The 25713-nt window shown below is 72.7% G+C and carries 26 protein-coding genes and 2 pseudogenes; 11 read left to right on the top strand and 17 right to left on the bottom strand.

Features of this window, described 5'->3' with window-relative positions; translation table 11 throughout:
* The first annotated feature begins 3 nt into the window (after window positions 1-3).
* Entirely contained in the window at window positions 4-1128 is a 1125-nt protein-coding gene (locus NMQ01_RS03165) for a PLP-dependent cysteine synthase family protein (RefSeq protein ID WP_255185422.1), read from the top strand.
* Between the two features lie 12 nt (window positions 1129-1140).
* Here the strand turns inward: NMQ01_RS03165 and NMQ01_RS03160 are convergent, their stop codons facing one another.
* Window positions 1141-2907 carry a GNAT family N-acetyltransferase gene (locus tag NMQ01_RS03160; RefSeq protein ID WP_255185421.1) on the bottom strand — a complete coding sequence of 589 codons (1767 nt, stop codon included), beginning with the start codon at window positions 2905-2907 and terminating at the stop codon, window positions 1141-1143.
* 53 nt (window positions 2908-2960) lie between these two features.
* Between NMQ01_RS03160 and NMQ01_RS03155 the strand changes: the two genes are divergently transcribed.
* Both NMQ01_RS03155 and NMQ01_RS03150 read left to right on the top strand, forming a co-directional pair.
* Window positions 2961-3740: an alpha/beta fold hydrolase gene (locus tag NMQ01_RS03155; RefSeq protein WP_255185420.1), complete on the top strand. Its 780-nt coding sequence runs from the start codon at window positions 2961-2963 to the stop codon at window positions 3738-3740.
* Entirely contained in the window at window positions 3737-4351 is a 615-nt protein-coding gene (locus NMQ01_RS03150; RefSeq protein WP_255185419.1) for a hypothetical protein, read from the top strand. Before NMQ01_RS03155 ends, NMQ01_RS03150 begins: the two co-directional genes overlap by 4 nt.
* Here NMQ01_RS03150 and NMQ01_RS03145 read toward each other — a convergent pair.
* Window positions 4338-5438: a sorbosone dehydrogenase family protein gene (locus NMQ01_RS03145; protein WP_255185418.1), complete on the bottom strand. Its 1101-nt coding sequence runs from the start codon at window positions 5436-5438 to the stop codon at window positions 4338-4340. The two genes, NMQ01_RS03150 and NMQ01_RS03145, sit on opposite strands and share 14 nt — an antisense overlap.
* A 34-nt stretch (window positions 5439-5472) precedes the next feature.
* Here NMQ01_RS03145 and arr point away from each other — a divergent pair, with 34 nt between their 5' ends.
* Window positions 5473-5931, top strand: coding sequence for an NAD(+)--rifampin ADP-ribosyltransferase (gene arr, locus NMQ01_RS03140; protein WP_255185417.1), 459 nt, complete (start codon window positions 5473-5475; stop codon window positions 5929-5931).
* A 31-nt stretch (window positions 5932-5962) separates the two neighbouring features.
* The gene (locus NMQ01_RS03135; RefSeq protein WP_255185416.1) at window positions 5963-6400 is read left to right on the top strand and encodes a VOC family protein; all 438 of its coding nucleotides are present in this window, start codon (window positions 5963-5965) and stop codon (window positions 6398-6400) included.
* Between the two features lie 14 nt (window positions 6401-6414).
* Here NMQ01_RS03135 and NMQ01_RS03130 read toward each other — a convergent pair whose 3' ends face one another.
* The 5 genes from NMQ01_RS03130 to NMQ01_RS03110 all read right to left on the bottom strand — a co-directional run bounded on the left by NMQ01_RS03130 (window position 6415) and on the right by NMQ01_RS03110 (window position 10167).
* Window positions 6415-6771 (bottom strand): DUF488 domain-containing protein, encoded by a 357-nt coding sequence (locus NMQ01_RS03130; RefSeq protein WP_255185415.1) that lies wholly within the window; start codon window positions 6769-6771, stop codon window positions 6415-6417.
* Complete coding sequence (locus NMQ01_RS03125; RefSeq protein WP_255185414.1) at window positions 6768-7799, bottom strand: tellurite resistance/C4-dicarboxylate transporter family protein; 1032 nt, start codon at window positions 7797-7799, stop codon at window positions 6768-6770. Before NMQ01_RS03125 ends, NMQ01_RS03130 begins: the two co-directional genes overlap by 4 nt.
* 162 nt (window positions 7800-7961) lie before the next feature.
* The gene (locus tag NMQ01_RS03120) at window positions 7962-8630 is read right to left on the bottom strand and encodes a hypothetical protein (RefSeq protein ID WP_255185413.1); all 669 of its coding nucleotides are present in this window, start codon (window positions 8628-8630) and stop codon (window positions 7962-7964) included.
* Window positions 8627-9331, bottom strand: a complete 705-nt coding sequence (locus NMQ01_RS03115; RefSeq protein WP_255185412.1) for a hypothetical protein — start codon at window positions 9329-9331, stop codon at window positions 8627-8629. Before NMQ01_RS03115 ends, NMQ01_RS03120 begins: the two co-directional genes overlap by 4 nt.
* Window positions 9328-10167, bottom strand: coding sequence for a hypothetical protein (locus NMQ01_RS03110; RefSeq protein WP_255185411.1), 840 nt, complete (start codon window positions 10165-10167; stop codon window positions 9328-9330). Before NMQ01_RS03110 ends, NMQ01_RS03115 begins: the two co-directional genes overlap by 4 nt.
* Before the next feature lie 90 nt (window positions 10168-10257).
* Here NMQ01_RS03110 and NMQ01_RS03105 point away from each other — a divergent pair, with 90 nt between their 5' ends.
* On the top strand, window positions 10258-10860 hold the full coding sequence (locus NMQ01_RS03105; protein WP_255185410.1) for a histone deacetylase: 603 nt from the start codon (window positions 10258-10260) through the stop codon (window positions 10858-10860).
* A 35-nt stretch (window positions 10861-10895) separates the two neighbouring features.
* Here NMQ01_RS03105 and ychF read toward each other — a convergent pair whose 3' ends face one another.
* From ychF to NMQ01_RS15940, 5 genes and pseudogenes are all read right to left on the bottom strand, one after another.
* Window positions 10896-11981, bottom strand: a complete 1086-nt coding sequence (ychF, locus tag NMQ01_RS03100; protein WP_255185409.1) for a redox-regulated ATPase YchF — start codon at window positions 11979-11981, stop codon at window positions 10896-10898.
* A gap of 12 nt (window positions 11982-11993) precedes the next feature.
* Window positions 11994-12293 carry a hypothetical protein gene (locus NMQ01_RS03095; protein ID WP_255185408.1) on the bottom strand — a complete coding sequence of 100 codons (300 nt, stop codon included), beginning with the start codon at window positions 12291-12293 and terminating at the stop codon, window positions 11994-11996.
* Window positions 12290-12844 (bottom strand): NUDIX hydrolase, encoded by a 555-nt coding sequence (locus tag NMQ01_RS03090; RefSeq protein ID WP_255185407.1) that lies wholly within the window; start codon window positions 12842-12844, stop codon window positions 12290-12292. The genes NMQ01_RS03095 and NMQ01_RS03090 overlap by 4 nt, the downstream gene beginning before the upstream one ends.
* A 25-nt stretch (window positions 12845-12869) precedes the next feature.
* Window positions 12870-13061 (bottom strand): annotated as a pseudogene (locus tag NMQ01_RS03085) (DUF664 domain-containing protein); the annotation flags it as partial.
* Between the two features lie 124 nt (window positions 13062-13185).
* Window positions 13186-13383, bottom strand: a pseudogene (locus NMQ01_RS15940) (DUF664 domain-containing protein); the annotation flags it as partial.
* 93 nt (window positions 13384-13476) lie between these two features.
* Here NMQ01_RS15940 and NMQ01_RS03080 point away from each other — a divergent pair.
* Genes NMQ01_RS03080 through NMQ01_RS03070 form a run of 3 tightly spaced genes read left to right on the top strand, consistent with a single transcriptional unit; the run spans window position 13477 to window position 17343 of the window.
* Complete coding sequence (locus tag NMQ01_RS03080) at window positions 13477-15405, top strand: DUF222 domain-containing protein (protein ID WP_369694858.1); 1929 nt, start codon at window positions 13477-13479, stop codon at window positions 15403-15405.
* Between the two features lie 37 nt (window positions 15406-15442).
* The gene (locus NMQ01_RS03075) at window positions 15443-16714 is read left to right on the top strand and encodes a DNA recombination protein RmuC (protein WP_255185406.1); all 1272 of its coding nucleotides are present in this window, start codon (window positions 15443-15445) and stop codon (window positions 16712-16714) included.
* Complete coding sequence (locus NMQ01_RS03070; protein ID WP_255185405.1) at window positions 16711-17343, top strand: DUF664 domain-containing protein; 633 nt, start codon at window positions 16711-16713, stop codon at window positions 17341-17343. The genes NMQ01_RS03075 and NMQ01_RS03070 overlap by 4 nt, the downstream gene beginning before the upstream one ends.
* Window positions 17344-17350: 7 nt before the next feature.
* Here NMQ01_RS03070 and hutI read toward each other — a convergent pair whose 3' ends face one another.
* The 4 genes from hutI to hutH form a co-directional block, all read right to left on the bottom strand.
* Window positions 17351-18511 carry an imidazolonepropionase gene (gene hutI, locus NMQ01_RS03065; RefSeq protein ID WP_255185404.1) on the bottom strand — a complete coding sequence of 387 codons (1161 nt, stop codon included), beginning with the start codon at window positions 18509-18511 and terminating at the stop codon, window positions 17351-17353.
* 2 nt (window positions 18512-18513) lie between these two features.
* Window positions 18514-19443 (bottom strand): formimidoylglutamase, encoded by a 930-nt coding sequence (gene hutG / locus NMQ01_RS03060; RefSeq protein WP_255185403.1) that lies wholly within the window; start codon window positions 19441-19443, stop codon window positions 18514-18516.
* Between the two features lie 2 nt (window positions 19444-19445).
* Window positions 19446-21134, bottom strand: a complete 1689-nt coding sequence (gene hutU, locus NMQ01_RS03055; protein WP_255185402.1) for a urocanate hydratase — start codon at window positions 21132-21134, stop codon at window positions 19446-19448.
* A gap of 107 nt (window positions 21135-21241) precedes the next feature.
* Window positions 21242-22798 (bottom strand): histidine ammonia-lyase, encoded by a 1557-nt coding sequence (hutH, locus tag NMQ01_RS03050; RefSeq protein WP_255185401.1) that lies wholly within the window; start codon window positions 22796-22798, stop codon window positions 21242-21244.
* A 79-nt stretch (window positions 22799-22877) separates the two neighbouring features.
* On the opposite strand from hutH, the gene NMQ01_RS03045 reads away from it, so the two are divergent.
* Window positions 22878-23618, top strand: coding sequence for an IclR family transcriptional regulator (locus NMQ01_RS03045; RefSeq protein ID WP_255185400.1), 741 nt, complete (start codon window positions 22878-22880; stop codon window positions 23616-23618).
* Window positions 23619-23657: 39 nt separating this feature from the next.
* Here NMQ01_RS03045 and NMQ01_RS03040 read toward each other — a convergent pair whose 3' ends face one another.
* On the bottom strand, window positions 23658-24710 hold the full coding sequence (locus NMQ01_RS03040) for a 4-hydroxy-3-methylbut-2-enyl diphosphate reductase (RefSeq protein ID WP_255185399.1): 1053 nt from the start codon (window positions 24708-24710) through the stop codon (window positions 23658-23660).
* A gap of 166 nt (window positions 24711-24876) precedes the next feature.
* Between NMQ01_RS03040 and NMQ01_RS03035 the strand changes: the two genes are divergently transcribed.
* On the top strand, window positions 24877-25623 hold the full coding sequence (locus tag NMQ01_RS03035; protein ID WP_255185398.1) for a hypothetical protein: 747 nt from the start codon (window positions 24877-24879) through the stop codon (window positions 25621-25623).
* Window positions 25624-25713: the final 90 nt, after the last annotated feature.

Here is a 25713-nt window from a genome sequence, read left to right as displayed (position 1 = left end):
GGCATGCCGCTCGACCACGCTGACCCCTTCGTCGACGTCGAGGAAGACGTCAACCGCTACGACCCCGACTACCGGCGCTGGCTGGCCGCCGCGATCCGGACCGTCCGCAGCGACGCCACGCGGTCGGCCGACACGCACCTCGTGCGGGTGCCGCTGCCGGCGGAGTGGGGCGTGCACCTCTACCTCAAGGACGAGTCGGTGCACCCCACCGGCTCGCTCAAGCACCGGCTGGCCAGGTCGCTCTTCCTCCACGCGCTGTGCAACGGCTGGATCCGGCCGGACCGGCCGGTCATCGAGGCGTCGAGCGGCTCGACGGCCGTGTCGGAGGCCTACTTCGCCTCGCTCATCGGCGTGCCCTTCCTCGCCGTCATGGCCCGGTCGACGAGCCGGCAGAAGGTCGACCTCATCGAGTTCCACGGCGGCCGGTGCCACTTCGTCGACAACGCCCACGAGGTCTACGCCGTCGCCCAGTCCCTCGCGCAGGAGACCGGCGGTCACTACATGGACCAGTTCACCTACGCCGAGCAGGCCACCGACTGGCGCGGCAACAACAACATCGCCGAGTCGATCTTCCAGCAGATGTCGATGGAGGAGCACCCCGAGCCGACGTGGATCGTCGCGACAGCGGGCACCGGCGGCACGTCGGCGACCCTCGCCCGCTACGTGCGCTACACGGGCCGCGACACGGGCATCTGCGTCGCCGACCCGGAGAACTCCGCCTTCTTCCCCGGGTGGCGCGACGACGACCCGTCGGTGACGACCTCGGTCGGCTCGCGCATCGAGGGCATCGGGCGCCAGCGGGTCGAGACGAGCTTCATCGCCGCGAGCATCGACCGGATGATGCGGGTGCCCGACGCCGCCGCGGTCGCCGCGGTGCGGCTGCTCGAGCAGCTCATCGGCACGCGCGCCGGCGCCTCGACCGGCACGAGTCTGTGGGCCGCGCTGCGGATCGTCTCGGAGATGGTCCGGGCCGGCGAGACCGGGAGCGTCGTCTCGCTCATCTGCGACCCGGGCGAGCGCTATCTCGACAAGTACTACTCCCCGCAGTGGCTGGCCGACGAGGGCATCGACATCGAGCCCTACGAAGGGCGACTCGAGCAGCTCATGCGCACCGGTCGCCTGCCCTGACGGCGGGGTCGCTCACAGCGGACGCTTGAAACCGAGGTGGCTCGCCTCGTAGCCCAGTCGGTCGTAGAAGGCATGCGCCCGGGTGCGCACCCGATCGGTCGTCAGCTGGGACAGGACCGCGCCGTGCGCGCGCCCGTGCTCGTGGGCCCACTCGAGCATCGCGGCACCGAGTCCCATGGACCGCTCGCTCCCGGCGACGCGCACCCCCTCGACCTGCAGTCTGGTCGCGCCGTTGCGCGAGAGTCCCGGCACGATCGACAACTGCATCGTCGCGACGACGCGGTCCTGCTCGTCGCGCACGACGGCGAGGTACTGCGCGCGGTCACGGCTGATCGCGTCGAAGACCCGCTCGTAGTGGGCGAGGTCGGTGCCCTCGCGGGTGGCGCCGAGCTCGTCGTCGGCGAGCAGGGCGACGATCGACGCGACATCGGTGCGCACCGCTCGGCGGACGCGGTAGCGACGCTCCCCGAGCTCGAGGACCCCGCCGACGGACTCGGCTGCCCGAGCCCTCAGATCGAGTGCGAGGGCGTCGAGCCAGCCGCCGACGTGCCGTCGGGCCTCGTCGGTGTCGGGGTATCGGCAGCGCAGGTGAAGGCCGGCCTCGTCGAGGATGAACCACAGCATCACCCCGTCGGAGCGGATCGTCGCCCCGACGTACTGGGCGTCCAGACCCGCCGCGTCGACCCGTACCGGCAGCCGCCGCAGGTCGAGCCAGGAGACGGCGAACATGCCGGGTGCCTCCGGCATGCCGCCCCACGGACGCATGACGTCGTCGAGCGGCCACGAGCCGAGGTGCACCGCTTCTCTGACGGCGGCGGCGCAGGCCTGCGGGTCAGGGTCGGACGACTCGAGGACCGAGTTGGCGATGAACCACCCGACCGAGTCGTGCCACCTCGCGTCGTATCGCGAGTGGACGGGGAAGACGGCGCGCAGCGGTGAGTCGGCGAGGTCGCGGGTGACGGCGGTCATCGCGGCGACGACGGTGGTCAGGATCGAGACACCGTCACCGCGGGCCTGTGCGGCGAGCGCGGCCGCGTCGTCGACGTCGAGCACGTCGCGCAACTCGACGCGCTCGGCGTGCGGCACCGGCTCCCCGAGCGGCAGCGGGAAGCGGGGCATGACGTCACCGCTGGCGGCGAGCACCTCGGCCCACCGCCGGCGGACGTCGTCGGGCGCGGGGTCACGGTCGGCCAGGGCCGCGGTGTGGTCGGCGAAGGGAGGAACGAGCGTCAGCTCGGGGATGCTCTCGCCGTCGGTGAGGTCGAGCGCCGCGAGGAGGTCGCGGATGACGACGAGCATCGACCACATGTCGACGTGGGCGTGGTCGGCGCCGATGACCACCGTGGGACGTTGCGCGGTCTCGAGGACGAGGAGTCGGTGCGAGGGCGTGGCGAAGGGGGTGCACGTCGCGTCGAGCACGTCCCGGACGCAGTCGTTGACCGCCTGCCCCGAGGCGACGGGGTGCTCGACCCACTGCCCCGGCGTGACCTCGAGCTCCTCGAGCACGGGCACCCCGTCGGGACCGGGTGCGAAGCCCGACCGCAACGTGCCGTGTCGCGCGATGACGGCGAGCCAGGCGGCCGAGAGCCGTTGGCGCGCAACGGGGGCGGGCAGGGTGAAGCAGATCGCCATCCACGAGCCGGGCCGGTCGCCACCACCGACGTGGCGACGCTGGTCGAAGGAGAGCGGCAGGGCGCGTCCTGTGCGGTGGGCGGTGACGTCGTAGCCCAGGAGCCTCCCGAAGGGCAGCCGCAGGTGGGCGACGTTGGACAGCCTCATGGCGGTTACCGTAGCCGCACGGTGCCGCCCGCGCGCCGGGCGAGGAGGTACCCGTGACCAGCTTCGACGTCCCCGGTGCGCGGCTGAGGCTGGAGTACAGCGACGAAGGGGGCCACCCCGTCGTCCAGCTCCACGGCCTGACCTCCAGCCTGGAGCGCGACCGGGTCCTCGACCTCGACCTCGGTCGCGGCCTGAGCGGTACTCGGCTGCTGCGCTACGACGCCCGCGGGCACGGTCGGTCGACGGGCCGGCCGGTGGGCGACGACTACCGGTGGCCCCGGCTCGCCCAGGACCTGCTCGCCCTGCTCGACGTGTGGTTCCCGGGCGAGCGCGTGCACGGGGTCGGGCCGTCGATGGGCTGCGCGACCTTGCTGCACGCGGCGCTGCTCGACCCCGGGCGCTTCAGCGGGCTGACCCTCATGGTGCCGCCGACGGCCTGGGAGACCCGCGCGGCCAAGGCGCACGACTACGAGCGCTCCGCCGAGGCTGTCGAGGCCCATGGTCTCGAGCTGCTGCGGGCCCAGGCAGCGGCGCCGGCGCCGCCGGCGACCGCCGGGGCACCGGACACCGTGCCCGACGTGCGGACCGACCTGCTGCCGTGGGTCTTCCGCGGAGCCGCCCGCAGCGACCTGCCCGACCGCAAGGCACTGCGCTCGATCGACCTGCCGACGACGATCCTCGCCTGGACGGACGACCCGGCGCACCCGCTGTCGACGGCCGAGGCGCTGCTCGACCTGCTCCCCCGCGCGACCCTGCAGGTGGCGAGCACCCGGGCCGAGGTCGACCGCTGGCCCGCGGTGCTCATGGCCGACGTCGAGAGGACCGTGCGATGAGCGGCCCGCCACCCCTGCACCAGGCGATCGCCGTGCTCGACGCGGGCGGGCAGGTGCGTGTCGCGCGCTCGCGCGGCTACGCGATCGGCCTCCTCGTGCTGGGTCTGCTCGTCGGAGCGGGGCTGCTCGCCTGGCTCGTCTTCGCCGTCGCCGACGGACTGCGCCGCGAGCGGATGGGCGTGGTGCTCGCGCATCCGGTGACCTGGGCCAGCACCATCGCCGTCGTGGCCTGCGCCCTCCTGCCGGTGGTCATCGCGGTGCGGCTCCACCGCCGTGAGGCCCTCGTCGTCACCCACGGGGGGCTGGCCACGGAGTCGGGTGGCGTCATCCGCTCACACGTGCCGTGGACCGGCATCGAGCGCGTCGGCTTCGAGAGGGTGACCGGCCCGTATTACAACTTCGCCCCGCGGTCGGTGACCTACGTGCTGACTCCGGCGGCCGTCGAGGCCAGGGACCGCGCCATGGTGGCCGCGGGCCGGCGCCCGCCCCGCTACGGGCTCCTGGGTCCCGGCGGCTACGTCCTCGAGGCCGGGTACGTCGGTGGGCGGCGGCGCCTCTACGAGCTGCTCGCCGCAGCGCACCAGCACTACGGCGGCGTCAGGCCTTCCTGACGACGCCCACGCGCAGGATGCGGTCGTCGCCGTCGTCGGGATCACCCCGACCGTCGGTGTTGTTGGTGAGCACCCACAGCGAGCCGTCGGTCGCCACGGCCACGTCACGCAGCCGCCCGTGCTCGCCGACGAGGTGCTCGGTGGACGTGCTCGGGTCGTCGAGCGGGACCTCGCGCAGCCGCGCGCCGCGCAGGTTGGCGATCCAGATGCTGCCGTCGGCGATCGCGATGCCGCTCGGGCTCGCCTCGTCAGGCGCCCACTGCTGGACCGGGTCGGTGAAGCGCTCGTCGTCGGCGATGCCCTCGACGGTCGGCCAGCCGTAGTTGTCGCCGGCCGTGATGACGTTGAGCTCGTCCCACGTGTCCTGGCCGAACTCGCTCGCGTACATCGTCCCGTCGTCGGCCCAGGCGAGGCCCTGCGGGTTGCGGTGGCCGAGAGTCCAGACGAGCGAGTCCTCGAAGGGATTGCCCTCGGGCACCTCGCCCTCGGGTGTCAACCGCAGGATCTTGCCAGCGAGGCTCTCCCGGTCCTGGGAGCGCTCCGTCTCGCCGGCGTCCCCTGTCGTCACGTAGAGCATGTCGTCGGGCCCGAAGGCGATCCGACCACCGTTGTGAAAGCTCGCCGACGGGATGCCCGCGAGGATCGTCTCGGCATCGCCGAGGCCGAGCGCGCCGGGCTCGCCGGTCAGCTCGTGGCGCACGACGCGGTTGTCCTCGTCGGTCGTCAGGTAGGTGTAGAGGTGGTCCTCGTGGAGGGCCAGGCCGAGCAGGCCCCCTTCGCCTCCCGCGGAGACGCCCTCGACGGTGCCGACCTCCCTGGTGCCGCCGTCGTCGGTGATCTCGAGGACGAGGCCGGAGTCACGCTCGCTGACGAGCGCCACCTCGTCGTCGATCGCGATGGACCAGGGCGCCTCGAGGTCGGTGACGACGTCGGTCGGCGCGCTGCCGGACGATGACGAAGGGAGTGCACCCGACGTCGTCGTGCCGGACCCGGAGGAGCCGCGGTCCGTCACCTCCCCCGAGCACCCGACGAGCAGGGCCACCGCCGCGGCGAGCGTGGCGACGCGGGGAGCTGTCCGGCGGTCCATGACCTGACGCTACCGGCGGGCCCAGCCTGTGGCCATGGACGAGACGACGCGGCCGGGCCCGACGAAGTCGGCGCTGGCGGAGCAGGGCCCCTTCTTCCACGGGACGATCGCGCGGCTCGAGGTCGGCGACCTGCTCACCGCCGGCTTTCCCTCCAACTACCGCTCCGACGTCCTGATGAACCACGTGTACTTCACGGCGCTGCGCGACGGCGCCGGCGTCGCCGCCGAGGTCGCCGTCGAGCTCGCCGCGCAGGGCTCGGGAGCGGGTGGGCTGGGCCCGCACGTGTACGAGGTGGTGCCCACCGGGGACTTCGAGGACGACCCCAACGTCACGGACAAGAAGTTCCCCGGCAACCCGACCCGCTCGTACCGCAGCCGGGACCCCCTTCGTGTCGTCGCCGAGGTCGACGACTGGACCCGCCTGACCCCGGAGGCACTCCGGGCCTGGCGTGAGCGACTCGGGACGCTGCGGCAGTGCGAGATCGTCAACTGACGCGCCCGCCCGGCCTCCCTACGCTGGGGTGATGGGACTGCGTCTGGACAACGTCGGCATCGTCGTGGAGGACCTCGCCGCGGCGGTGGACTTCTTCCGCACGCTCGGTCTCGAGCTCGAGGGCGAAGGGGAGGTCTCCGGCGAGTGGGCCGGTCGCGTCACCGGTCTGGGCGACCAGCGCGTCGAGATCGCGATGATGCGCACCCCGGACGGTCACGGGCGGCTCGAGCTGTCGCGCTTCGTCGAGCCGGCGGTCGTCGCCGACCACCGCACGGCGCCGGTCAACGCCCTCGGCTACCTGCGGGTGATGTTTGCCGTCGATGACCTCGACGAGACCCTGGATCGCTTGCGGGACAAGGGAGTCGAGATGGTGAGCACCGAGGTGGTGCGCTACGAGGACGCCTACCGGCTCTGCTACGTCCGCGGACCCGAGGGGCTCCTGCTGGGGCTGGCGGAGGAGCTGCGCTGAGCAGCTGACGCGAGTCAGCGCGTCAGCAGGTCCTGCAGGACGATCGCCTGGTTGTGCTCGTGGTCGGCAGCTCCGAAGAGCAGGGTGACCCGGCCGTGGTCGGCGACGATGTCCTGCAGCTGCTGCCAGGCCTGCGAGCCGTCGAGCTCACGCTCGTAGCGCTGCGCGAACTCCTCGAAACGCTCCGGGTCGTGGCCGAACCACCTGCGCAGCTCGGTGGAGGGCCCGACCTCCTTGAGCCACTCGTCGAGGGCGGCGGCCTCCTTGCTCACCCCGCGCGGCCACAGCCGGTCGACGAGGACCCGGTAGCCGTCTCCAGGCGCCGCCTCGTCCCGGACCGAGCGGACGTGGACCTGCGCTGTGGTGCTCACGCCCCGACCGTACTCCCGCGTGGGCGTACCCAGCTCAGAGCCATCGTGCCTGCCGTGTAGAGCCACGCGACGACGGCGACCCACAGCCAGCTGGCACCGATCTGCTCGACGAGCGGCAGCTCGTCGGCGCGACCGAGGTACATGCCCGCGACCGCGTACATGCCGAGGGGAAAGACGATGCTCCACCACGTCGACTCGTAGCGCAGCGGGATGCGGTGGATGACGTGGCGCCATACGCCGACGGCGAAGAGCACGGGGATCAGCCAGGTCGCCCATGCCCAGCAGAGCACGACGAGGCCGGCGATGAGCCCGCCCGTCGCGTCGACGATCGGCGTCGAGTCCATCTCGACGATCTTGGCCCCGGCGACGATCGAGATCGCCACGGCACCCATCGAGACCCAGTAGGGCGGGCTGAGCTCGTGCACGTCGAGGGGGTAGAGCGTCAGGCGCAGGGCGACGAGGACCGCGCACGCGGCGTACAGGACGATCCCGACCGACCACGCGCAGACGGCGAGGACGGCGAGCTCGGACTGCCCGCGGCCGACGAGCGGCTCGAGTCCGGCCGCGGTCGTCGCGACCGACTGGCTGGCGACGACCCAGATGAACCACGTGCCGTTGGCCTCGGCGAGCGCCGGCCGCTCTCTGCGGGAGAGCACGGCGGCCCACGGGACGGCATAGCTGAGCAGCAGCCCGACCGGGGCCGCGACCGCCAGCAGCACGGCGCTCACGGTGTGGCCGAGGTCGAGCAGGCGCACCGCGACGACCCCTGTGCCGGCGATGATCGTGTAGAAGCCGAAGGCCTTGCGTGGGTCGCGCAGGTCAGTGATCACCCGGCCGCGGTAGGCGACCAGTCGCGCAGCGAGCGCGACCAGCAGCACGATCCACGCGCCGCCGGCGATGACGAGCAGGACGAGCGAAGGGAGGTGCAGCCCCTGCTGGTCGAGCCCGATCGACACGATGCCCGTCGCCATGACGAAGGCGAAGGCTCCCGGTGGCAGGTCCGCGACCGCGGATCGGATCCTCTGCACGGGTCAGCCGACGACGTCGTGGGGATGGAGCTGGACGTCATGGAGCAGGCAGCGGCACCCGGCAAGGTCGTGCCCGGTGGGTGGCGGTGCGGCGTCCATGTCGCCATGGTGCCACCGGGTCCAGGGTCAGCGGGTGGAGAGGGCTGAGCGCCCGCCCATGCCTCACCCGAAGTCGTCGCCCCGCAACCACACCTCGACGCCGTGGGCCTCGGCGATCGCCACGATCTGCGGCGCAGCGGCGGCGAAGGACCCGGGTGACAGCGGGAGCGTGAGGTCGCGGTGGCCGCGTCTGCCGTCGACGAGCACCAGCTCGACGGCTCGGTGACCGTCGCGCATCCCCAGGCCCGTGCCCGCCGTGCGGTCGAGGCCGGTCTTGACCGACTGCCGCAGACGGAACTCGGGGTCGAGCTCTGCCACGGCAGAGGTGCGCCGCGCACCCGGCCCCCGGGCGGTGAGATCGATCCTCGAGATCTCGCCCCAGTCGATGTGCGGCTGGTCTGCGCTCACCATGCCGTCGACGACGGTGGTGCCGTCGACGCCGGTCTCGTCGACGACGAGCAGCGGCTCCTCCTGCCGGGAGTCCCGGCGGATCGTCATGAAGACCTCGGCCGCGCTCACGAGGCTCGCGAGGGCGAGCAGGACGAAGAAGGCCCCGAAGCCGCAGCCGATGATCCGGCCGCCGAGATCCAGCTGCTGGAAGGAGGCGATGATCATCCACGCGCCGAGGGCGCCCAGAGCGACCATGAGCAGAGCGGCGACGCCGAAGCCGACGACCTGCCGGCCGGCGCGGCCGGGGTCGTAGCGCAGCGCCACTGCCGGCGGATGCGTCATGGCTGAGCCCACGGCACGAGGTCCGACCGGCCCAGCCACGAGCCGTGCTCGGACAGCGGCCGGAAGCGGTAGGTCGCGAACTCGTGGTGGAAGTCGCGCCGCTCCCGCTCGCGCATCGCCGCGGAGTGCCGATCCGGCTCGGGCACCTCGGAGCGGCCGTGGACCATCTCGACCATCTCGCGCACGCTGCGCCAGATCGAAAAGGTCGAGACCGTCCGCGGTGGGCGCAGTGCCGCCCCGGCGAGCGTCACCCCCGGGTGGTCGCGGACCAGGCGCTCGACCGGCCGCCCGTGGTGCAGGAAGCGCGGGAGCTCGGGGATCTTCATCCGGGCGAGGGTGACGGCGACGACGGGCTCGTCCTGACGCATCGTGCCGGTGCGGGCCGGCAACCCGTCGAAGGCCGCGATCGTCGACCAGCGCCGCACGAACTCCAGCCGCACGTGCCAGCCGGTGTCGAGCCGCTGCCCCAGCGGGTCGCGCTCGAGGAACTGGGCGAGGGCATCCTCGTCGCGCCACTGGGCGAAGACTGCCAGCCGGGTCAGCTGGAGCCGCTCCGGCGAGACGACTGGCGCCCCGAGCCGCATGAGGGAGAGGCTCTCGAGGTGGTCGAGACCGGGCACGGTCGCCGGGGTGGGCGGCCGGACGAGTGCCGCCGCGCCGGCCCGGACGGGCACCTGCGCGAGGTGGAAGCTGTGGATCATGCGGCGGGCTCCAGCTTGTAGTGCAGGCGAAGGGCGGGACGGTCCCACATGCGCAGCACGTGATCGGTGCGCAGCACCCCCTGCGGGTCGAGGTACATGTGGAAGGTCTCCCGCAGCGGCACCTTCGCCGCGTGGCTGCGTTGCCCCCGGACGACGACGTAGGCACCGTCGTCGCCGAAGCGGCCGCCGAGGGACTCGAGGAGGAAGCCGCCGTCGTCGAGGACCGTGGGGCGCAGGAAGACCTGGAGGTTGCCCGACTCGAGGGGGAAGGTCACGTGGACGCTCGGGCGGTCGACCCCGGGGAGGGTCCGGGTCGAGTAGGCACCGCTGAAGACGGTGCGGCCGGTGGCGCGCAGGGCGCGGGTCCATGCGGCGGCCACCTGCTCGCCCTGCCCGTCGAGGATCGGGGTCACGACGCTGTCCATGCCGTGGGCGACGTCGAGCGGGCGCATCGGCAGGGCCAGCTGCTCGACCCGCCTCCCCCACAGCCGGGCGACCAGCTCCCCGCCCGGCCAGAAGAGCGGGGACCAGGACGACCAGACCTCCATCTGCCACGAGGCGGTGTGCTCGTAGAAGTCGCGCACCGCCGGGTGCAGCCGGGTCGCGTCGAAGCCGGGGCCGTCGAGGAGTGACATCGACGGCAGCAGACCGGCACTCGGGTCCGCCTCGGCCACCGAGCCGCCGTGGCGCTCGGCCTCGGCTGCCAGCCAGTCGGAGGCCACCCGAGGTGAGCCGCTCACGGGGCCGTCGAGCCAGCTCTCGTCGCCATCGAGGTCGACGGATCGCCCGGTGATCGTCCAGAACTTCCGGGATCCGATGTCGAGCAGGTGCGGCACGCGCTCGATTGTGCCGCAGAGCGCGGGAGGGTCGGGCGCGATCGCGGGGCCGGTGCCTCCGGTCGGAGGCGGGGGACGACAATGGGAGGGATGCTCCCTTCGCACCTCTGGTACGTCAGCTACGGCTCCAACATGTCCCGCCGACGTCTCGGCTGCTATCTCGCCGGCGGCCAGCCGCCCGGGTCGATGAGGACCTATGTCGGGGCGCGCGACCGGACCATGCCGACGCGCGATCACGCGGTGACCCTGCCGGGGAGCCTGTACTTCGCCGGCGAGTCACGGACCTGGGGTGGCGGGGTCGCCTTCTACGACCACGACTCCCCCGGCGAGACCGCCGGCCGGGCCTACCTGCTGACGATCGGCCAGTTTGTCGACGTCGCCAACCAGGAGATGCACCGGCCGGCCGACCCGGACGACCCGCTCGAGGAGGTGCTGCTCACGGGGCTGCCCGGCGAGCGCCACCAGGCTGGGCCCGGCCACTACGAGACGCTCGTGCGTGTCGGCGAGCACGAAGGGCTGCCGATGCTCACCTTCACCGCGCCCCACGGCATGCACGCGGTCCCGCACACCGCTCCCCGACCGGCCTACCTCGCGATGCTCGCCGAGGGACTGCGCGAGGCGCACGAGTGGGACGAGGAGCGGATCGAGGGGTACTTCGCGGCGCGTGCGCTGCGCGATCAGCCGATCGTGTAGACCATGCCGCGGCCGCTCTGCGCGAAGGCCCGGCGTCACACGTTGAAGCGGAACTCCACCACGTCACCGTCGGCCATGACGTAGTCCTTGCCCTCCATGCGCACCTTGCCGGCGGCCTTCGCCTCGGCCATCGAGCCGAGCGAGTCGAGATCCTCGAAGGAGACGACCTCGGCCTTGATGAAGCCGCGCTCGAAGTCGGTGTGGATGACACCGGCGGCCTTGGGGGCGGTGTCGCCCTTGTGGATCGTCCACGCGCGCGACTCCTTGGGGCCGGCGGTGAGGTAGGTCTGCAGGCCGAGGGTGTTAAAGCCCTTGCGCGCCAGCTGGTCCAGGCCCGGCTCGTCGATGCCGACGCCCTCGAGCAGCTCGCGGGCGTCCTCGTCGTCGAGCTCGGCGACCTCGGACTCGAGCTTGGCGTTCAAGAAGATCGCCTCGGCCGGCTCGACGAGTGCCTGCCACTGGGCCTGCAGGTCGGTGTCGGTCAGCTGGTCCTCGTCGACGTTGAAGACGTAGAGGAAGGGCTTGGTCGTGAGCAGCCCGAGCTGGGAGGCGATGGTCATGTCGACCCCGGCCGCGGCCCCCTTCGCGAAGAGGGTGTCGCCGGCCTCGAGGACCCCGCGGGCGGCGATGGCCGTGTCGAGGACGTCCTTGTCGGTCTTCTTGCCCTTGACCTCCTTCTCGATCCGCGGGATCGCGGACTCGAGGGTCTGCAGGTCGGCGAGGACGAGCTCGGTGTTGATCGTCTCCATGTCGGAGGCGGGGTCGATCTTGCCGTCGACGTGGGTCACGTCGTCGTCGACGAAGGCGCGCACCACCTGGCAGATCGCGTCGGCCTCACGGATGTTGGCGAGGAACTTGTTGCCCAGCCCCTCCCCTTCGCTCGCACCACGGACGATGCCGGCGATGTCGACGAAGGAGACGGTCGCGGGCAGGATCTTCTCGCTGCCGAAGATCTCGGCGAGCCGGCCCAGCCGCGCGTCCGGCAGCGGGACGACGCCGACATTGGGCTCGATGGTCGCGAAGGGGTAGTTCGCGGCGAGGACGTTGTTCTTGGTCAGTGCGTTGAACATCGTCGACTTGCCGACGTTGGGGAGACCGACGATTCCGATGGAGAGTGCCACGGGGACAGGAGTCTAACCGGGCGAAGGGGGCTCCCCCGCCTCGTCCCGTCGGCCGGCGGCGACCCAGCGCCGCAGCACGGCCCGCAGGGCCCACCAGATCGCGACGAAGAGGACGAGCAGACCGAGCAGTCGCGGCCACGACCCGCCGGACGTCGCGATGACCGGCACGTAGACCAGAGCGCACACGATCGGCAGCGCCGCGAGCAGCAGGACGAAGTCCTTGGCCGTCTCGCGGCCCCACATCTGCCACAGGAGGGTCCGGTTCGTCGGCTGGCGGCGGGGCACCTTCAGGTCGTCGAGGGGGTCGCTCACGGGTCGGCCCGTTCCGTGGAGTTCTCGAGGTAGAGCGTCGTGTCGGTCGCGACTGCCTCGGCGATCATCGCAGCGGTATAGGGCGCGACCCGCTCGGCAACCGTCGCAGGGTCGACCCAGTGCACGGCCTTGATCTCGCGGGCCTGCAGGGTCGCGTCGTCGAGCAAGGTGCTGGGCACGGCCCCGAGGTCGAAGAGGCACAGCAGCGCGTCGTCCCACCCGCGGTAGGGCGGCAGCCAGTTGACCGCGAGCATCCCGCGGACGGTGACGTCGAGGCCGAGCTCCTCGCGCACCTCGCGGACCACGCAGTGGGCCGGTGACTCCCCCGGGTCGACGATGCCGCCGGGCAGGTCCCAGTCGCGCTTGTAGACGAGCTCGCAGAGGGCAATGCGTCCGTGCTCGTCGCGCAGCAGGCCCTGAGCGATGAGGCGCTTCTTGGGCAGGCGGGCGTTGAGGACCTTGATGAAGGCGAGCCGGCCGGCCTCCGTCGCGAGGTTCGGGCGGGTCGTCGCCGCCTTGACCTCTTCCTCGGTGGGCTCGTCGCTCGTCATGGCCACGAGGCTACAGAGGGCGCCGCTACTCCCCGAGCCGGCCGTCGATCCGCTCGCGCAGCAGGTCGGCGTGCCCGATGTGGCGGGCGTACTCCTCGATCATGTGGAGCACGAGTCCGCGCACGCTCCATGTCCACCCACCGTGGTCCTCGAAGGTGTCGTCCAGCGCGTGCCGCGCGATGATCTCGTCCGAGGCCAGGCACTCCGCCCGCCACGTGGCGAAGGCGTCGTCGACGCACCTGCGTACCCACCGCGTCGTCCCACTCGCCGTCCATGTTGCCCGGGCCGCGGTAGAGGGTGGCGACGTCCTCCCCTTCGACGCACTGGCGGAACCAGCCCCGCTCGACCCGCGCCATGTGCCGCACGAGACCGAGCAGCGAGATCGTCGACGGCTCGACCGAGCGCGTGGCCAGCTGCTCGGGCGAGAGGTCGGCGCACTTCGCCGCGAGCGTCTCGCGCTGCCACCGCAGGTACTCGCCGAGCAGGTGCCGCTCGTCGCCGACCGGGTCGACCGGCGTCCGCGGGTCGTCGTCGATCATCTGCGCCCGCTGGGTCTCGCTCATGGAGCCACGCTCCTGCGTCGGCGGGCCGGCGTCAACAGGCCGAGTGGGCTGTCGGTGCTCGGCGAGAGCATGGGTCATGGGTCGTCGACGATGACGAAGGGGGATGACGTGACGGTCATGCAGGTGGACACGGTGGGGGCCGAGGCGGTCGGGGAGGTGCGGTCTCGGACGGGTCCGGGTGACGGGCCTGACGACGGGTCCGATGAGGTGCGTTCGGGGCCACTCGAAGACGGGCCCGGGCACGCATCGCGGGTCGCAGACCAGTGGCTCGACGGGGTGCTGGCGTCGGTGGGCGCGGCCCGTGACCGGGCGGTGCGCGATGCCGCACGGCTCGACGACGGGCAGCTGGAGCGGGCACTCGTCGCGACCGAGGCGGTGCGCCGGGCCGTGGACGGCCTCGAGCTCGTCCTCGTCGCCGAGGTCGGACGCCGGGGCGAGGAGCGCGGACCGGATGGGCAGTACCGCGAGGTGCGGTTGCCGGCGGGTGAGGTCGCCGAGATGGCGCCCGACGCGGTGGCCGTCGCCATCGGCACCGGTCCCACCGAGGCGGGCCGACGGTGCGCCGTCGCCTCCCGCGCCGCGACCGACCTGGCCGCCCTGGCCGAGCTCGTCGCCGAGGGCCGCCTCGGACGCCGCGCCCTGGAGCAGGTGCACAAGCACACGCGCGACACGACCCCCGAGACGACGCAGGCGATCGTCGAGCACCTCCTCAGCGCTCGGCGCGGGGCGCCCGGGTCGATCCGGATCATCGACATGGAGCCGCACGAGGTCGCCAAGACCTGCCGGCGCCTCATCACGCGCCTCGAGCCCGAGCTCATGCAGGCGCGGGCCGATGCCAACCGCGCCAGCAGGCTCGACGTACGCACCGAGGCCGGCCCCGTCGGCACGACGTGGCTGACGGCCGTGCTGCCGAGCGAGATCGGCGCGGCGATCAAGGCGGCCGTCGACGCCGCCGGGCAGCGATGGCGGGCCGACGACCCGGAGATGCCGATCGGCACGGCCCGTGCGATGGGCCTGGCGGACCTCGTCCTGTGCGGCAGCGAGGTGACTGCCGAGGTGCGGCTCGGCGTGCCCGTCATCGCGTCGGCGGTCTCGCGGCTGACCTTCGCGCCGGTGGACGACCCGTCGTGCCCCATCTGCAGTGGCGAGGAGGATCCCGTGGCCGGCCTCCTCGAGGAGGGCATCACCTATGACCGGGTCGATCACGAGCGCGTGCGCATCGTCAGCGGCGAAGGTGCCGACCAGGTCGACGTCCTCGCCGAGGAGTGGATGAGCGACGACGTGGCGACGCAGGTGCGCGTCGGGTGCGGTTGCACGTGCACCACCGACGCGTGCCACCACGGCGAGGACAGCACGGGCGGGGGCGGCCATCCGTGCACATGCCGCACGGGCGGTGGGCGATGGGTCTCCGGGACGACGATCCCGGGCGTCGGCTACGTGCCGCCGGACGTCGTCGCCGCGATCGTCCGGCGTCTCGACACCCGGGTGGGCCGGGCACTGATCGATGCCCGGACCGGCACGCTCCTCGAGACCTCGACGTCGGCCTACGCGATCCCGAAGGCGCAGCGCGAATTCGTCGCGACGCGTGATGGCGTCTGCCGGATGTGGGGTTGCGAACGGCCGGTCCAGTCACGGCGGCTGGGATGGGCGGCGGACGTCGACCACGCGACGCCGTGGCCGCACGGCGACACGAGCCCGGCCAACCTGTCGGACCTGTGCCGGCACCACCACCGCGTCAAGCACTCCGCACGCTGGAGCCACCGGCTCCGAGAAGACGGGTCGACCGAGTGGATCACCCCCGGCGGCGTCGTCGCCCTCACCTTCCCGGTCCACGCCGTGGACGAAGGGGAGGAGAGTTCGTCCCCGCCGGTGGGGACGAGCGATCTGGACAACGCCTCGTCCCCGCTGGCGGGGACCCACGACCCGTACACCTCTTCGTCCCCGCTGGCGGGGACCAACGAGGCAGAGGAGGCCGCCGACAACCCGCCGCCCTTCTGATCCGCGGGTTGTCGGAGGTCGCTGGTTGGCTGGCCCCATGGACATCACGACCCTGATCACGGGACTGCTGGTGGGCCTCGTCGTCGGCGGGCTGCTCGCCTGGCTGGCCGTGCGGGCCGAGGTCGCCGGCCTGCGCGCCGAGCGCGACGGGCTGCGCGAGCAGCTCGAGGGACTGCGTGAGCGCCTCGACGAGCAGGCCCATGCTGCCGACGAGGACGACCGCACCGCGGCCGCGCTGGCGCCCCTCGGCGAGACGCTGCGCCGCGTCTCGGCCAAGGTCGAGCAGCTCGAGCGGGACCGGGTCTCGCAGTTCGCCTCGGTGCGCGAGGCCCTCGGCCGCGTGGAGGACACCACCACCCGGGTGGGTCGCGAGGCTTCCTCCCTCGCCTCGTCGCTGCGGGTGTCGTCCGTGCGTGGCGCCTGGGGCGAGGTCCAGCTGCGCCGGGTCCTCGAGGTGTCGGGCATGATCGCGCGCTGCGACTTCGACGAGCAGGCGCGTGGGGCGACCGCTGCCGAGCGCGAGGTGCGCCCCGACGTCGTCGTCCACCTGCCGGGAGGCAAGCACCTCGTCGTCGACGCCAAGGCACCGATGAGCCACTGGCTGCAGGCGCAGGCCGAGGAGATCGACCCGTCGGAGCACGACCGCCTGCTCGAGGCGCACGCCGCCTCCCTTCGCGCGCACGTGACGACCCTGTCGAGCAAGGCCTACTGGACCGCCTTCGAGCCGTCGCCGGAGATGGTCGTGTGCTTCGTCCCCTCTGACGCGACCCTCGCGGCCGCCCTGTCGCGCGCGCCGGGCCTGCACGAGGAGGCGATGGCCGAGCGGGTCGTGCTGGCCTCCCCCGGCACCCTGCTCGCGCTGCTGCGCACGGTCGCCTATGCCTGGCAGCAGGATGCCGTGACCCGCGACGCCCAGGAGCTGCTCACCGTCGGTCGCGAGCTCTACGCGCGGCTCGGCACGCTCGGCGAGCACGCGACGCGCATGGGGCGTTCGCTCCAGCGCAGCGTCGAGGACTACAACCGGCTCGTCGGCTCGCTCGAGTCGCGGGTGCTCGTCAGCGCCCGACGCATGGGTGAGATCGGGCTGAGCAGCGACGAGATCGACGAGGTCCCCGCCGTGACGACGACGCCGCGGCCGCTCACCGCCCCCGAGCTCCTCGACGTCGTCGCCGACCATCGGCCCGAGCTCGACCTCGACCTCGGTCTGCCGCACCCGCGCGAGCAGGCGGCAGACCCCCGAGAGCAGGTGGCGCGCTCCCGCGCGCAGGAGGAGGGTGGTCGCACGACATCCCGCGAGGAGGCCTCATGACCGACGCACCCGGCACGCCCGACGCCCCCGGTACGCCCGACGCCCCCGGCACGCCTGGCGGGGGCGCACCCGGCACCGGCGCCCCGGCCTGGGAACCACCGCTCACCGGCACCGACGCGGAGCAGATCGTGGCGGCGCTCGACCGGCAGCGCGCGACCTTCCGATGGAAGGCCGATGGACTCGACGCCGCCGGCCTCAGCCAGCGCATCGGCGCGTCCGAGCTGACCCTGGGTGGCCTGCTCAACCACCTCGCCTTCGTGGAGGACCTCTACTCCACGCTCCGGCTCGACGACTCGGCCCTCGACGAGCGCTGGGCCACGATGCGCAGCCAGGATGCGTGGGAGGCGCACTTCCACCCGACGGACTCGCCCGCCGAGCTCTACGCCCGCTACGACGCGACGGTCGCCCGCGCCCGTCAGCGCGTGGCCGACGCGATCGCCTCCGACGGCATCGACCAGCGGGTCACGACGGGCAGCGACGAGACCGGCTGGGCCAACCTGCGCCGCCTGCAGCTCGACCTGCTCGAGGAGTACGGCCGGCACACCGGCCAGGCCGACATGCTTCGCGAAGCCGTCGACGGACGCACCGGCGAGGACCCGTCGCCGGACTGGCGCCCGGCCTGGCTCTGAGGGGCCCTCAGACCTCCAACGCCCGCGCGATCGGCACACCGGCCCGGTAGCTCAGGTGCAGGTGGTTGGGCGCCTCCAGCACCGCGAGGTCAGCGCGCGCGCCGACCTCGACCCGACCGATGTCCTCGCGGTGCAGCGCGCGAGCACCACCGCGGGTCGCGGCGACGACGGCTTCGCTCGGCGTCAGCCCCATCTCGCGCACGGCGAGCGCGATGACGAAGGGCATCGAGCTCGAGTAGCAGGTGCCGGGGTTGCAGTCGCTCGCGAGCGCGATGGAGACCCCCGCGTCGAGGAGCGCCCGCGCGTCCGGCCACGGCGAGCGGGTCGAGAACTCCACGCCGGGCAGCAGCGTCGCCGTCGTCGTCCCGGCCGACTGCACGAGAGCGTCGACGTCGGCGTCCGACAGGTAGGTGCAGTGGTCGACGCTCGCGGCACCGAGCTCGCAAGCGAGCTGCACCCCGGGCCCGTGGCCGAGCTGGTTGCCGTGGACCCGCAGCCCCAGACCGGCGTCACGCCCGGCGACGAGCACCTCGCGGGACTCCTCCCCGGTGAAGGCGTGCGGCGAGTGCGGCTCGCAGAAGACGTCGACCCACCGGGCATGCGGCGCGCACGCCGCGAGCATCTCCCCCGTGACGAGCGAGACGTAGCCGGCACGGTCCTCCCGGGCCTCGGCGGGCACGACGTGCGCCCCGAGATAGGTCACCTCGTCGGTGACCTCGGCCGCCAGGCGCAGCGCCCGTTCCTCGTCGGCGACGGTCAGCCCGTAGCCCGACTTCACCTCGACGGTCGTCGTGCCCTGCGCGCGCATCTCCGCGACCCGTGCGGCCAGGGCGGCGCGCAGCCAGTCATCGCTCGCCTCCCGGGTCGCGGCGACCGACACCCCGATGCCACCGCCGTCGTAGGCCTGGCCGGCCATCCGCGCGGCGAACTCCGCGGACCGGTCGCCCGCGAAGACGAGGTGCGCATGGCTGTCGACGAAACCCGGTGTGACACAACGCCCTTCGACGTCGACGACCTCGTCCGCGGCGGGCGCGGACGCAGCCGGCCCCACCCAGACGATGCGTCCGGCGTCGACGACGAGCGCGTGGTCGATGCGGGCGCCGACGCCCCCTTCGCCCGTGCCGTCGCAGGTGACGAGCTCACCGATGTTGGTCACGAGGGTCGACATGCTCAGGCCTCCTGGTGGCGTGGGGTGCTCGCGTGGCGGGTGATGATCCGGTGGACCAGGCGCGCCGCGACCCGCGCGGTGCGCTGGTCGACGTCGAAGCGCGGGTTGAGCTCGGTGACGTCGAGGTGGACGAGCTTGCCGGAGGCGACCACCGCGTCGCACACCGCCTGGATGACGAAGGGGGGAACCCCCAGTGCCGCAGGCGCGCTCACGCCGGGCGCCACGGCAGCCGGCAGCACGTCGAGGTCGATCGTCAGGTAGACCGCGTCGACCCCGGCGAGGAAGTCCTCGACGAAGCGCACCGGCGCGCCGGGCTCCTGACTGTCGTCGTCGAGCAGCCAGCGCACGCCGAGCTCGTCGGCGGTGTCGAAGAGCGTGCCCGTGTTGCTCGTGCGCGAGATGCCGACGACGGCGTAGTCGAAGTCGACGCCCGCCTCGTGGCGGTCGGCCGCGATCTGCCGGAAGGGCGTGCCTGACGTCGGCCGCTCCGCCGCCCGCAGGTCGAAGTGGGCGTCGAGGTTGAGCACACCGAGTCGCGGGCGCGGCCCGAGCCCGAGGTGGCTGCCGTAGGCCGTCTCGTGGCCCCCACCGAGGACGACGGTCAGGTCGGCGCTCTCGCGGGCGGCGGCGATCACCTCGCCGAGGCGACGCTGCCCCCCTTCGAGATCACCGTCGGTGACCGCGACGTCCCCGTGGTCGACGACCGTGAGGTCCTCGTGGACCGCGAGCGAGGCGAGCGCCGCACGCAGCGCGCCGGGCCCCTCGGCGGCGCCGACCCGACCGTGGTTGCGCCGGACCCCTTCGTCGCTCGCGAAGCCGACGAGCGCGACGTTCGTCTGCCGGCCCCGCTCTGGCTCGCTCACGACATTCCAGAAGCGCCGGTGCTCGGGGCCGTCACCGTCACTGCGTCCGCTCCAGGCGAAGGGGGCCACGCTCAGGCCTCCTTCGCGTCCCGGACGACCGGCTCCATCGGCACGCGCACCCCGCGCTCGGCGGCGACCTCCGCGGCCCGCGAGTAGCCGGCGTCGACGTGCCGCAGCACGCCCATGCCGGGGTCGTTGGTGAGCAGTCGGTCGAGCTTCTGCGCGGCGAGGTCGGTGCCGTCGGCGACGCCGACCTGACCGGCGTGGATCGAGCGGCCGATGCCCACGCCACCGCCGTGGTGAATCGACACCCAGGTCGCGCCGGAGCTCGTCGCGGTCAGCGCGTTGAGCAGCGGCCAGTCGGCGATCGCGTCGGAGCCGTCGAGCATCGACTCGGTCTCGCGGTAGGGCGAGGCGACGGAGCCGGAGTCGAGGTGGTCGCGGCCGATGACGATCGGTGCCTTGACCTTGCCCTCGCGCACGAGCTCGTTGAAGAGCAGGCCCGCCTTGTGCCGCTCGCCGTAGCCGAGCCAGCAGATGCGCGCCGGCAGCCCCTCGAACTCGACGAGCTCGCCGGCCGCGTCGAGCCAGCGGTGCAGGTGCTCGTTCTCCGGGAAGAGCTCCTTGAGCGCGGCGTCGGTGACGGCGATGTCCTCGGGGTCACCCGACAGCGCCACCCAGCGGAAGGGCCCGAGCCCCTCGCAGAAGAGCGGCCGGATGTAGGCCGGGACGAAGCCGGGGAACTCGAAGGCCCGCGTGTAGCCGGCGTGCCTGGCCTCGTCGCGGATGCTGTTGCCGTAGTCGAAGACCTCGGCGCCCTCGTCCTGGAACTCGACCATCGCCTGGACCTGCGCGGCCATCGACTCGCGGGACTTCTTCGTGAAGCCCTCCGGGTCGGCCTCGGACTCGCGCTGCCACTCGTCGAGCGCGACCTCCGCGGGCAGGTAGCTCAGCGGGTCATGCGCGCTCGTCTGGTCGGTGACGACGTCGACCTCGATCTCTCCGGCACGGTGGCGGCGCAGGATCTCGGGGAAGACCTCAGCGGCATTGCCGACGAGACCGACGGACAGGGCGCGGCGCTCCCCCTTCGCCTGCATGACCTTGGCCAGGGCGACCTCGAGATCGGTCTCGACCTCGTCGAGGTAGCGCTTCGACTGGCGCCGGCGCAGCCGCGTCTCGTCGACGTCGACGATGAGGCAGGCGCCGCCGTTGAGCGTGACGGCCAGCGGTTGCGCGCCGCCCATGCCGCCGCAGCCGCCGGTGAGGGTCAGGGTGCCGGCGAGCGTGCCTCCGAACCGCTTGCGCGCGACCGCGGCGAAGGTCTCGTAGGTGCCCTGGAGGATCCCCTGGGTGGCGATGTAGATCCACGACCCGGCGGTCATCTGGCCGTACATCATCAGGCCCTCGGCCTCGAGCTTGCGGAACTCCGGCCACGTGGCCCAGTCACCGACGAGGTTGGAGTTGGCGAGGAGCACGCGCGGCGCCCACGGGTTGGTCCGCAGCACGCCGACCGGCTTGCCCGACTGCACGAGCAGGGTCTCGTCGTCGGCGAGGTCGGTCAGCGTCTCGACGATCGCGTCGAAGGCCTCCCACGACCGCGCGGCCCGGCCGGTGCCGCCGTAGACGACGAGGTCGTCGGGGCGCTCGGCGACCTCGGGGTCGAGGTTGTTCATCAGCATCCGCAGCGGCGCCTCGGTCTGCCAGCTGCGGGCGGTCAGCTCGGTGCCTCGGGGGGCACGCACGGGACGGGCTCCGTCCATGGTGGGACTCCTTTGTCTTCTCCCCGCTCCCTGAGGAGCCAGGTCTCTTCCCCCGCTCCCTGAGGAGCTGGCGCAGCAAGCGTCTCGAAGGGACGGGACGGGATGGATTACTTCAGCGGGCCGGTGACCGACTGGGCGGCCGCGAGGACCGACCCGTCGACGACGGCGAGGTGGGCGGCGGTGAGGTCGGGCGAGGTGAAGCGGTCCGGGCCGGGTCCGGTCTGCCCGTGCTCGGCGAGGGCGTCGATGACGGCACCCGTCGCCGGCGCGGGACGAAGGGGGGCGCGCAGCGCGATCCCCCGCGCGGCGGTGTGCAGCTCGATGGCGATGACCCGGGCGAGCGCGTCGACGCTGCGGCGCAGCTTGCGGGCGGCACCCCAGCCCATCGAGACGTGGTCCTCCTGCATGGCGCTGCTCGGGATCGAGTCGACGCTGGCGGGGGTGGCCAGGCGCTTCATCTCCGAGACCATCCCGGCGGCGGTGTACTGCGCGATCATCAGACCGGAGTCGGTGCCGGGGTCGTCAGCGAGGAAGGGCGGCAGCCCGTTGGACCGCTTGACGTCGAGGAAGCGGTCGGTGCGCCGCTCGCTCATGCTCGCGACGTCGGCGGCGACGATCGCGAGGAAGTCGAGGACGTAGGCCACGGGCGCCCCGTGGAAGTTGCCGTTGGACTCCACGCGCCCGTCGAGGGTGACGACGGGGTTGTCGATGGCCGAGGCGAGCTCGTGGCCGGCGATGGTCGCGGCGTGCTCGACGGTGTCGCGGGCGCCACCGTGCACCTGCGGCGCGCAGCGAAGGGAGTAGGCGTCCTGGACCCGTGTGCAGGCGGCCGGGTCGCGGTGGCTGTCACGGATCGGGCTGTCGGCGAGCACCGCGCGCATGTTGGCGGCCGAGAGCGCCTGGCCGGGCTGGGGGCGCAGCGCCTGCAGGTCGGCGGCGAAGACGTCGTCGGTGCCGAGCAGGCCCTCGACGCTCATCGCGGTGGCGATGTCGGCGGTGGCGAGCAGTCGGCGCAGGTCGTGGACGGCGAGGCACAGCATGCCGAGCATGCCGTCGGTGCCGTTGATGAGGGCCAGGCCCTCCTTCTCGTGGAGCTCGACGGGCGTCAGGCCGGCGTCGGCGAGCGCGCCTGCGGCGTCGACCTCGTCGCCGCCGTCGACGCGCACGCGGCCCTCTCCCATGAGCGTGAGCGCGCAGTGGCTGAGCGGCGAGAGGTCGCCGGAGCAGCCGAGCGAGCCGTACTCGTGGACGACCGGCGTGATCCGCTGCTGCAGCAGGGCGAGGTAGAGGCGCAGCGTCTCCTCGCGGATGCCGGTGCGGCCGGTCGCGAGCGTCTGCACACGCAGCAGCATGAGCGCGCGCACGACCTCCTCCTCGACCTCGGCGCCCGCGCCGGCGGCGTGGCTGCGCACGAGCGAGCGCTGCAGCTGGGCGCGCTTCTCATGGGGGATGTGGGTCGTGGCGAGCGCGCCGAACCCGGTCGAGACGCCGTAGTGGGCGACGGTGTCCTCCGCGAGGCCCTCGATGACGGTGCGCGCGGCCCGCACCCGCTCCCAGGCGCCGACACTGATCTCGACGGGGGCGTGGTGGCGGGCGACGGCGACGACCTCGTCGATGGTGAGGGGCCGGTCGCCGAGGACGACGGTGGTGGTGTCGGTGCTCATGGGTCCATGCAACCCCCCTTCGCCCCGGCTCGTGAGGCCCGCGCAGGCGATAGTGTCTCGGATACAAGACAGGAGCCCCATGCCCAATGCCACCTCCGCCGGTCACGCCCTGCGCGCCCTGACCCACCTCGCGAGCCGGGCCGAGCCGATCCCCGCTGCGCACCTCGCGCGAGCCCTCGACCTGCCGCGCAGCAGCACCTATCACCTGCTCGCGGTGCTCGTGGAGCACGGCTACGTCGTGCACTACGCGGAGGAACGCACTTATGGCATCGGGGCGGCGGTGCACGAGCTCGGCGCCGGCTACCAGCGGCAGGACCCGCTGCAGCGGCTCGCCCGGCCCCTCGTCGAGCGCCTCGTCGACGCGACGACCCACAACGCCCACCTCGCGGTGCTCTCGGGTCGCGACGTCCTCTACGTCATCGAGGAACGTGCCGCGGGACGCCCTTCGCTCGTCACCGACGTCGGGGTCCGGCTGCCGGCGACGCTCACGGCGAGCGGCCTGGCGATGCTCGCCGCGCTCCCCCGCAAGCAGGTCACCGCGCTCTACCCGTCGGCAGCGGTCATGGTCGGGGGAGGTCCGGCGACCCCGTCGGCGCTGCGCCGGCTCCTCGTCGACGTGCGCGCTCGTGGCCACGCCGTCGAGGCGGGCAGCGTCTCGCCCGACCTGTCATCCGTCGCCTCTGCGGTCCTCGACCGCGACGGTCACCCCGTGGCCGCCGTGGCGGTCACCTATCGCACCGCCGACGTCGACGAAGGGGGCGCCGCCCACCTCGCGCAGGCGGCCGCCGACACCGCCGCGCGGATCAGCCAGCGGCTCTAGCCGCTCCCTGAGGAGGCCGCCCGCGGCCGTCTCGAAGGGCTAGTGCAGCTGGCCCGCGTCGCCGAGCGCGCCGGCGTCGTGCTTCATCTGGTCGCTCATGCCTGCGGCCTTGAGGTCGCGGCGCAGCTCCTTGGGCAGCGCGAAGAGGAGCGACTCCTCGGCCGCGGTCACCGGCTGAGGCTCGCCGTAGCCACGCTCGGCGAGGAAGTCGAGGACCCCGCGCACGAGGATCTCGGGGACCGAGGCACCGGAGGTGACGCCGACGGTGCGCACGCCGTCGAGCCAGGACTCGTCGATCTCGTCGGCGTAGTCGACGAGGTGCCCGTCGCGCGAGCCGTGCTCGATGGCGACCTCGACGAGGCGCACCGAGTTGGACGAGTTGCGCGAGCCGACGACGATCATCAGGTCGCAGTCCTTGGCCATCTGCTTGACGGCGAGCTGACGGTTCTGCGTCGCGTAGCAGATGTCGTCGGACGGCGGGTCCTGCAGCTTGGGGAACTTCTCGCGCAGCCGGCGCACCGTCTCCATCGTCTCGTCGACCGACAGGGTGGTCTGCGACAGCCACACGACCTTGTCGGGGTCACGGACCTCGACGTTGGCGACGTCGTCGGGGCCCTCGACGAGGGTGATGTGCTCGGGCGCCTCGCCGGAGGTGCCGATGACCTCCTCGTGCCCCTCGTGGCCGATGAGCAGGATGTCGAAGTCGTCGTCGGCGAAGCGCACGGCCTCGCGGTGCACCTTGGTGACGAGGGGGCAGGTCGCGTCGATCGTCTTGAGGCTCAGGGCCTTGGCCTCGTCGTGCACGACCGGGGCGACTCCGTGCGCCGAGAAGACGACGGTCGCACCCTCGGGGACCTCGTCGGTCTCCTCGACGAAGATCGCGCCGCGCTTCTCGAGAGTCGTCACGACGTGCTTGTTGTGCACGATCTCCTTGCGCACGTAGACGGGGGGACCGTAGAGCTCGAGGGCCTTCTCGACCGTCACGACGGCCCGGTCGACGCCGGCGCAGTAGCCGCGGGGGGCGGCGAGCAGGACGCGCTTGGCGTCCTGCGGGGCGTCGGTCTCGGCGGGAGGGGTCACGCTCGTCGTCATGCCACCCATCGTAGGTGAGTGGGCTGGACGGCCCCTGATCGTGGCCCATCCCACGGCCGGGGGCCGGTGTCAATGGGCAGATCCGACCGGTGTCGGGCGCCGTCGTCGCGGACCGACACTGGCGGGGACCTCGTCGACGACGACGAGGCTCTCGGGAGGAACCACCATGCACACGCTCGACCCCCTTCGTCCGCTGCGCGTCGGCACGGCACTGCTCGCCGCCCTCGCGCTCGTCCTCGCCGCCCTCGCCCTCGCGCCACCGGCCGGGGCCGCCACCCAGCACTGCACCGACCACACGACCGCGACGAAGATCGACGCCGACCTCGACGGGCCGACAACGGTGACCGTCACCGACACCCGCACCGGCGACCCGATCGACGTCGTCGTGACCATCACCGGGACGAGCTTCACCCTCGTCAGCGGCGACCCGGACCTCACCCTCGAGGACGCCTCGTGGTGCCTGAAGTCCGCCACCCTCGCGCACGACGGCAGCGGCACCTCCGGCGTCAGCAGCAGCACCAACAAGCAGGGCAGGACCCAGGACATCTCCTACCTCGTCCTCTACTCGGTGACCACCACCGACCCGACGCCGGTGACGCCGTGCAATGCGTCGACCTCGTCCGGCGGCGCGGGGGTCACGACCACCGTCCACGGCATCGGGGCCGCGGGCCCGACCTCCTTCCTCTTCGAGTGGGAGGCCTATGGCGTACCTGACCAGTTCCAGGTCTTCTACGAGGGTGCCCTGATCCACGACACCGGTGTCGTCGGCGACGACATCAACGAAGGCACCGGCTCGGCCACGCTCACCCTGCCCGCGGGGACGAGCACTGAGGTGACCGTCGTCGTCACCGGCCCCGACGGCACGGCGTGGGACTACCGCGTCAACTGCCCGGCCGGTACCACCGCTCCCTGACCCACCCACGGGCACACGCTCCCTTCGCCCCGGACCCCGGCTCGCGCCTCGCAGCGAGCCGGGGTCCGGCCGTCGGCACGGGCTGCTTGA

The organism is Janibacter sp. CX7 (assembly GCF_024362365.1).
GTDB lineage: Bacteria > Actinomycetota > Actinomycetes > Actinomycetales > Dermatophilaceae > Janibacter.
Note: the sequence above shows the minus strand (reverse complement) of the source record. Positions and strands in the feature narration are given on the sequence as shown.

Bases quoted from the DNA above. Each gene is read 5' to 3' on its own strand.
- NMQ01_RS03105 (WP_255185410.1), top strand. From the start codon at position 10,258: ATGCTCCCTTCGCACCTCTGGTACGTCAGCTACGGCTCCAACATGTCC.
- hutU (WP_255185402.1), bottom strand. From the start codon at position 21,134: ATGGACGGAGCCCGTCCCGTGCGTGCCCCCCGAGGCACCGAGCTGACC.
- hutH (WP_255185401.1), bottom strand. From the start codon at position 22,798: ATGAGCACCGACACCACCACCGTCGTCCTCGGCGACCGGCCCCTCACC.
- NMQ01_RS03165 (WP_255185422.1), top strand. From the start codon at position 4: ATGCCGCTCGACCACGCTGACCCCTTCGTCGACGTCGAGGAAGACGTC.
- NMQ01_RS03045 (WP_255185400.1), top strand. From the start codon at position 22,878: ATGCCCAATGCCACCTCCGCCGGTCACGCCCTGCGCGCCCTGACCCAC.
- NMQ01_RS03035 (WP_255185398.1), top strand. From the start codon at position 24,877: ATGCACACGCTCGACCCCCTTCGTCCGCTGCGCGTCGGCACGGCACTG.
- NMQ01_RS03115 (WP_255185412.1), bottom strand. From the start codon at position 9,331: ATGATCCACAGCTTCCACCTCGCGCAGGTGCCCGTCCGGGCCGGCGCG.
- NMQ01_RS03135 (WP_255185416.1), top strand. From the start codon at position 5,963: ATGGGACTGCGTCTGGACAACGTCGGCATCGTCGTGGAGGACCTCGCC.
- NMQ01_RS03160 (WP_255185421.1), bottom strand. From the start codon at position 2,907: ATGAGGCTGTCCAACGTCGCCCACCTGCGGCTGCCCTTCGGGAGGCTC.
- NMQ01_RS03090 (WP_255185407.1), bottom strand. From the start codon at position 12,844: ATGACGAGCGACGAGCCCACCGAGGAAGAGGTCAAGGCGGCGACGACC.
- NMQ01_RS03145 (WP_255185418.1), bottom strand. From the start codon at position 5,438: ATGGACCGCCGGACAGCTCCCCGCGTCGCCACGCTCGCCGCGGCGGTG.
- NMQ01_RS03120 (WP_255185413.1), bottom strand. From the start codon at position 8,630: ATGACGCATCCGCCGGCAGTGGCGCTGCGCTACGACCCCGGCCGCGCC.
- arr (WP_255185417.1), top strand. From the start codon at position 5,473: ATGGACGAGACGACGCGGCCGGGCCCGACGAAGTCGGCGCTGGCGGAG.
- NMQ01_RS03150 (WP_255185419.1), top strand. From the start codon at position 3,737: ATGAGCGGCCCGCCACCCCTGCACCAGGCGATCGCCGTGCTCGACGCG.
- NMQ01_RS03040 (WP_255185399.1), bottom strand. From the start codon at position 24,710: ATGACGACGAGCGTGACCCCTCCCGCCGAGACCGACGCCCCGCAGGAC.
- hutI (WP_255185404.1), bottom strand. From the start codon at position 18,511: ATGTCGACCCTCGTGACCAACATCGGTGAGCTCGTCACCTGCGACGGC.
- NMQ01_RS03080 (WP_369694858.1), top strand. From the start codon at position 13,477: ATGGGTCATGGGTCGTCGACGATGACGAAGGGGGATGACGTGACGGTC.
- NMQ01_RS03070 (WP_255185405.1), top strand. From the start codon at position 16,711: ATGACCGACGCACCCGGCACGCCCGACGCCCCCGGTACGCCCGACGCC.
- NMQ01_RS03075 (WP_255185406.1), top strand. From the start codon at position 15,443: ATGGACATCACGACCCTGATCACGGGACTGCTGGTGGGCCTCGTCGTC.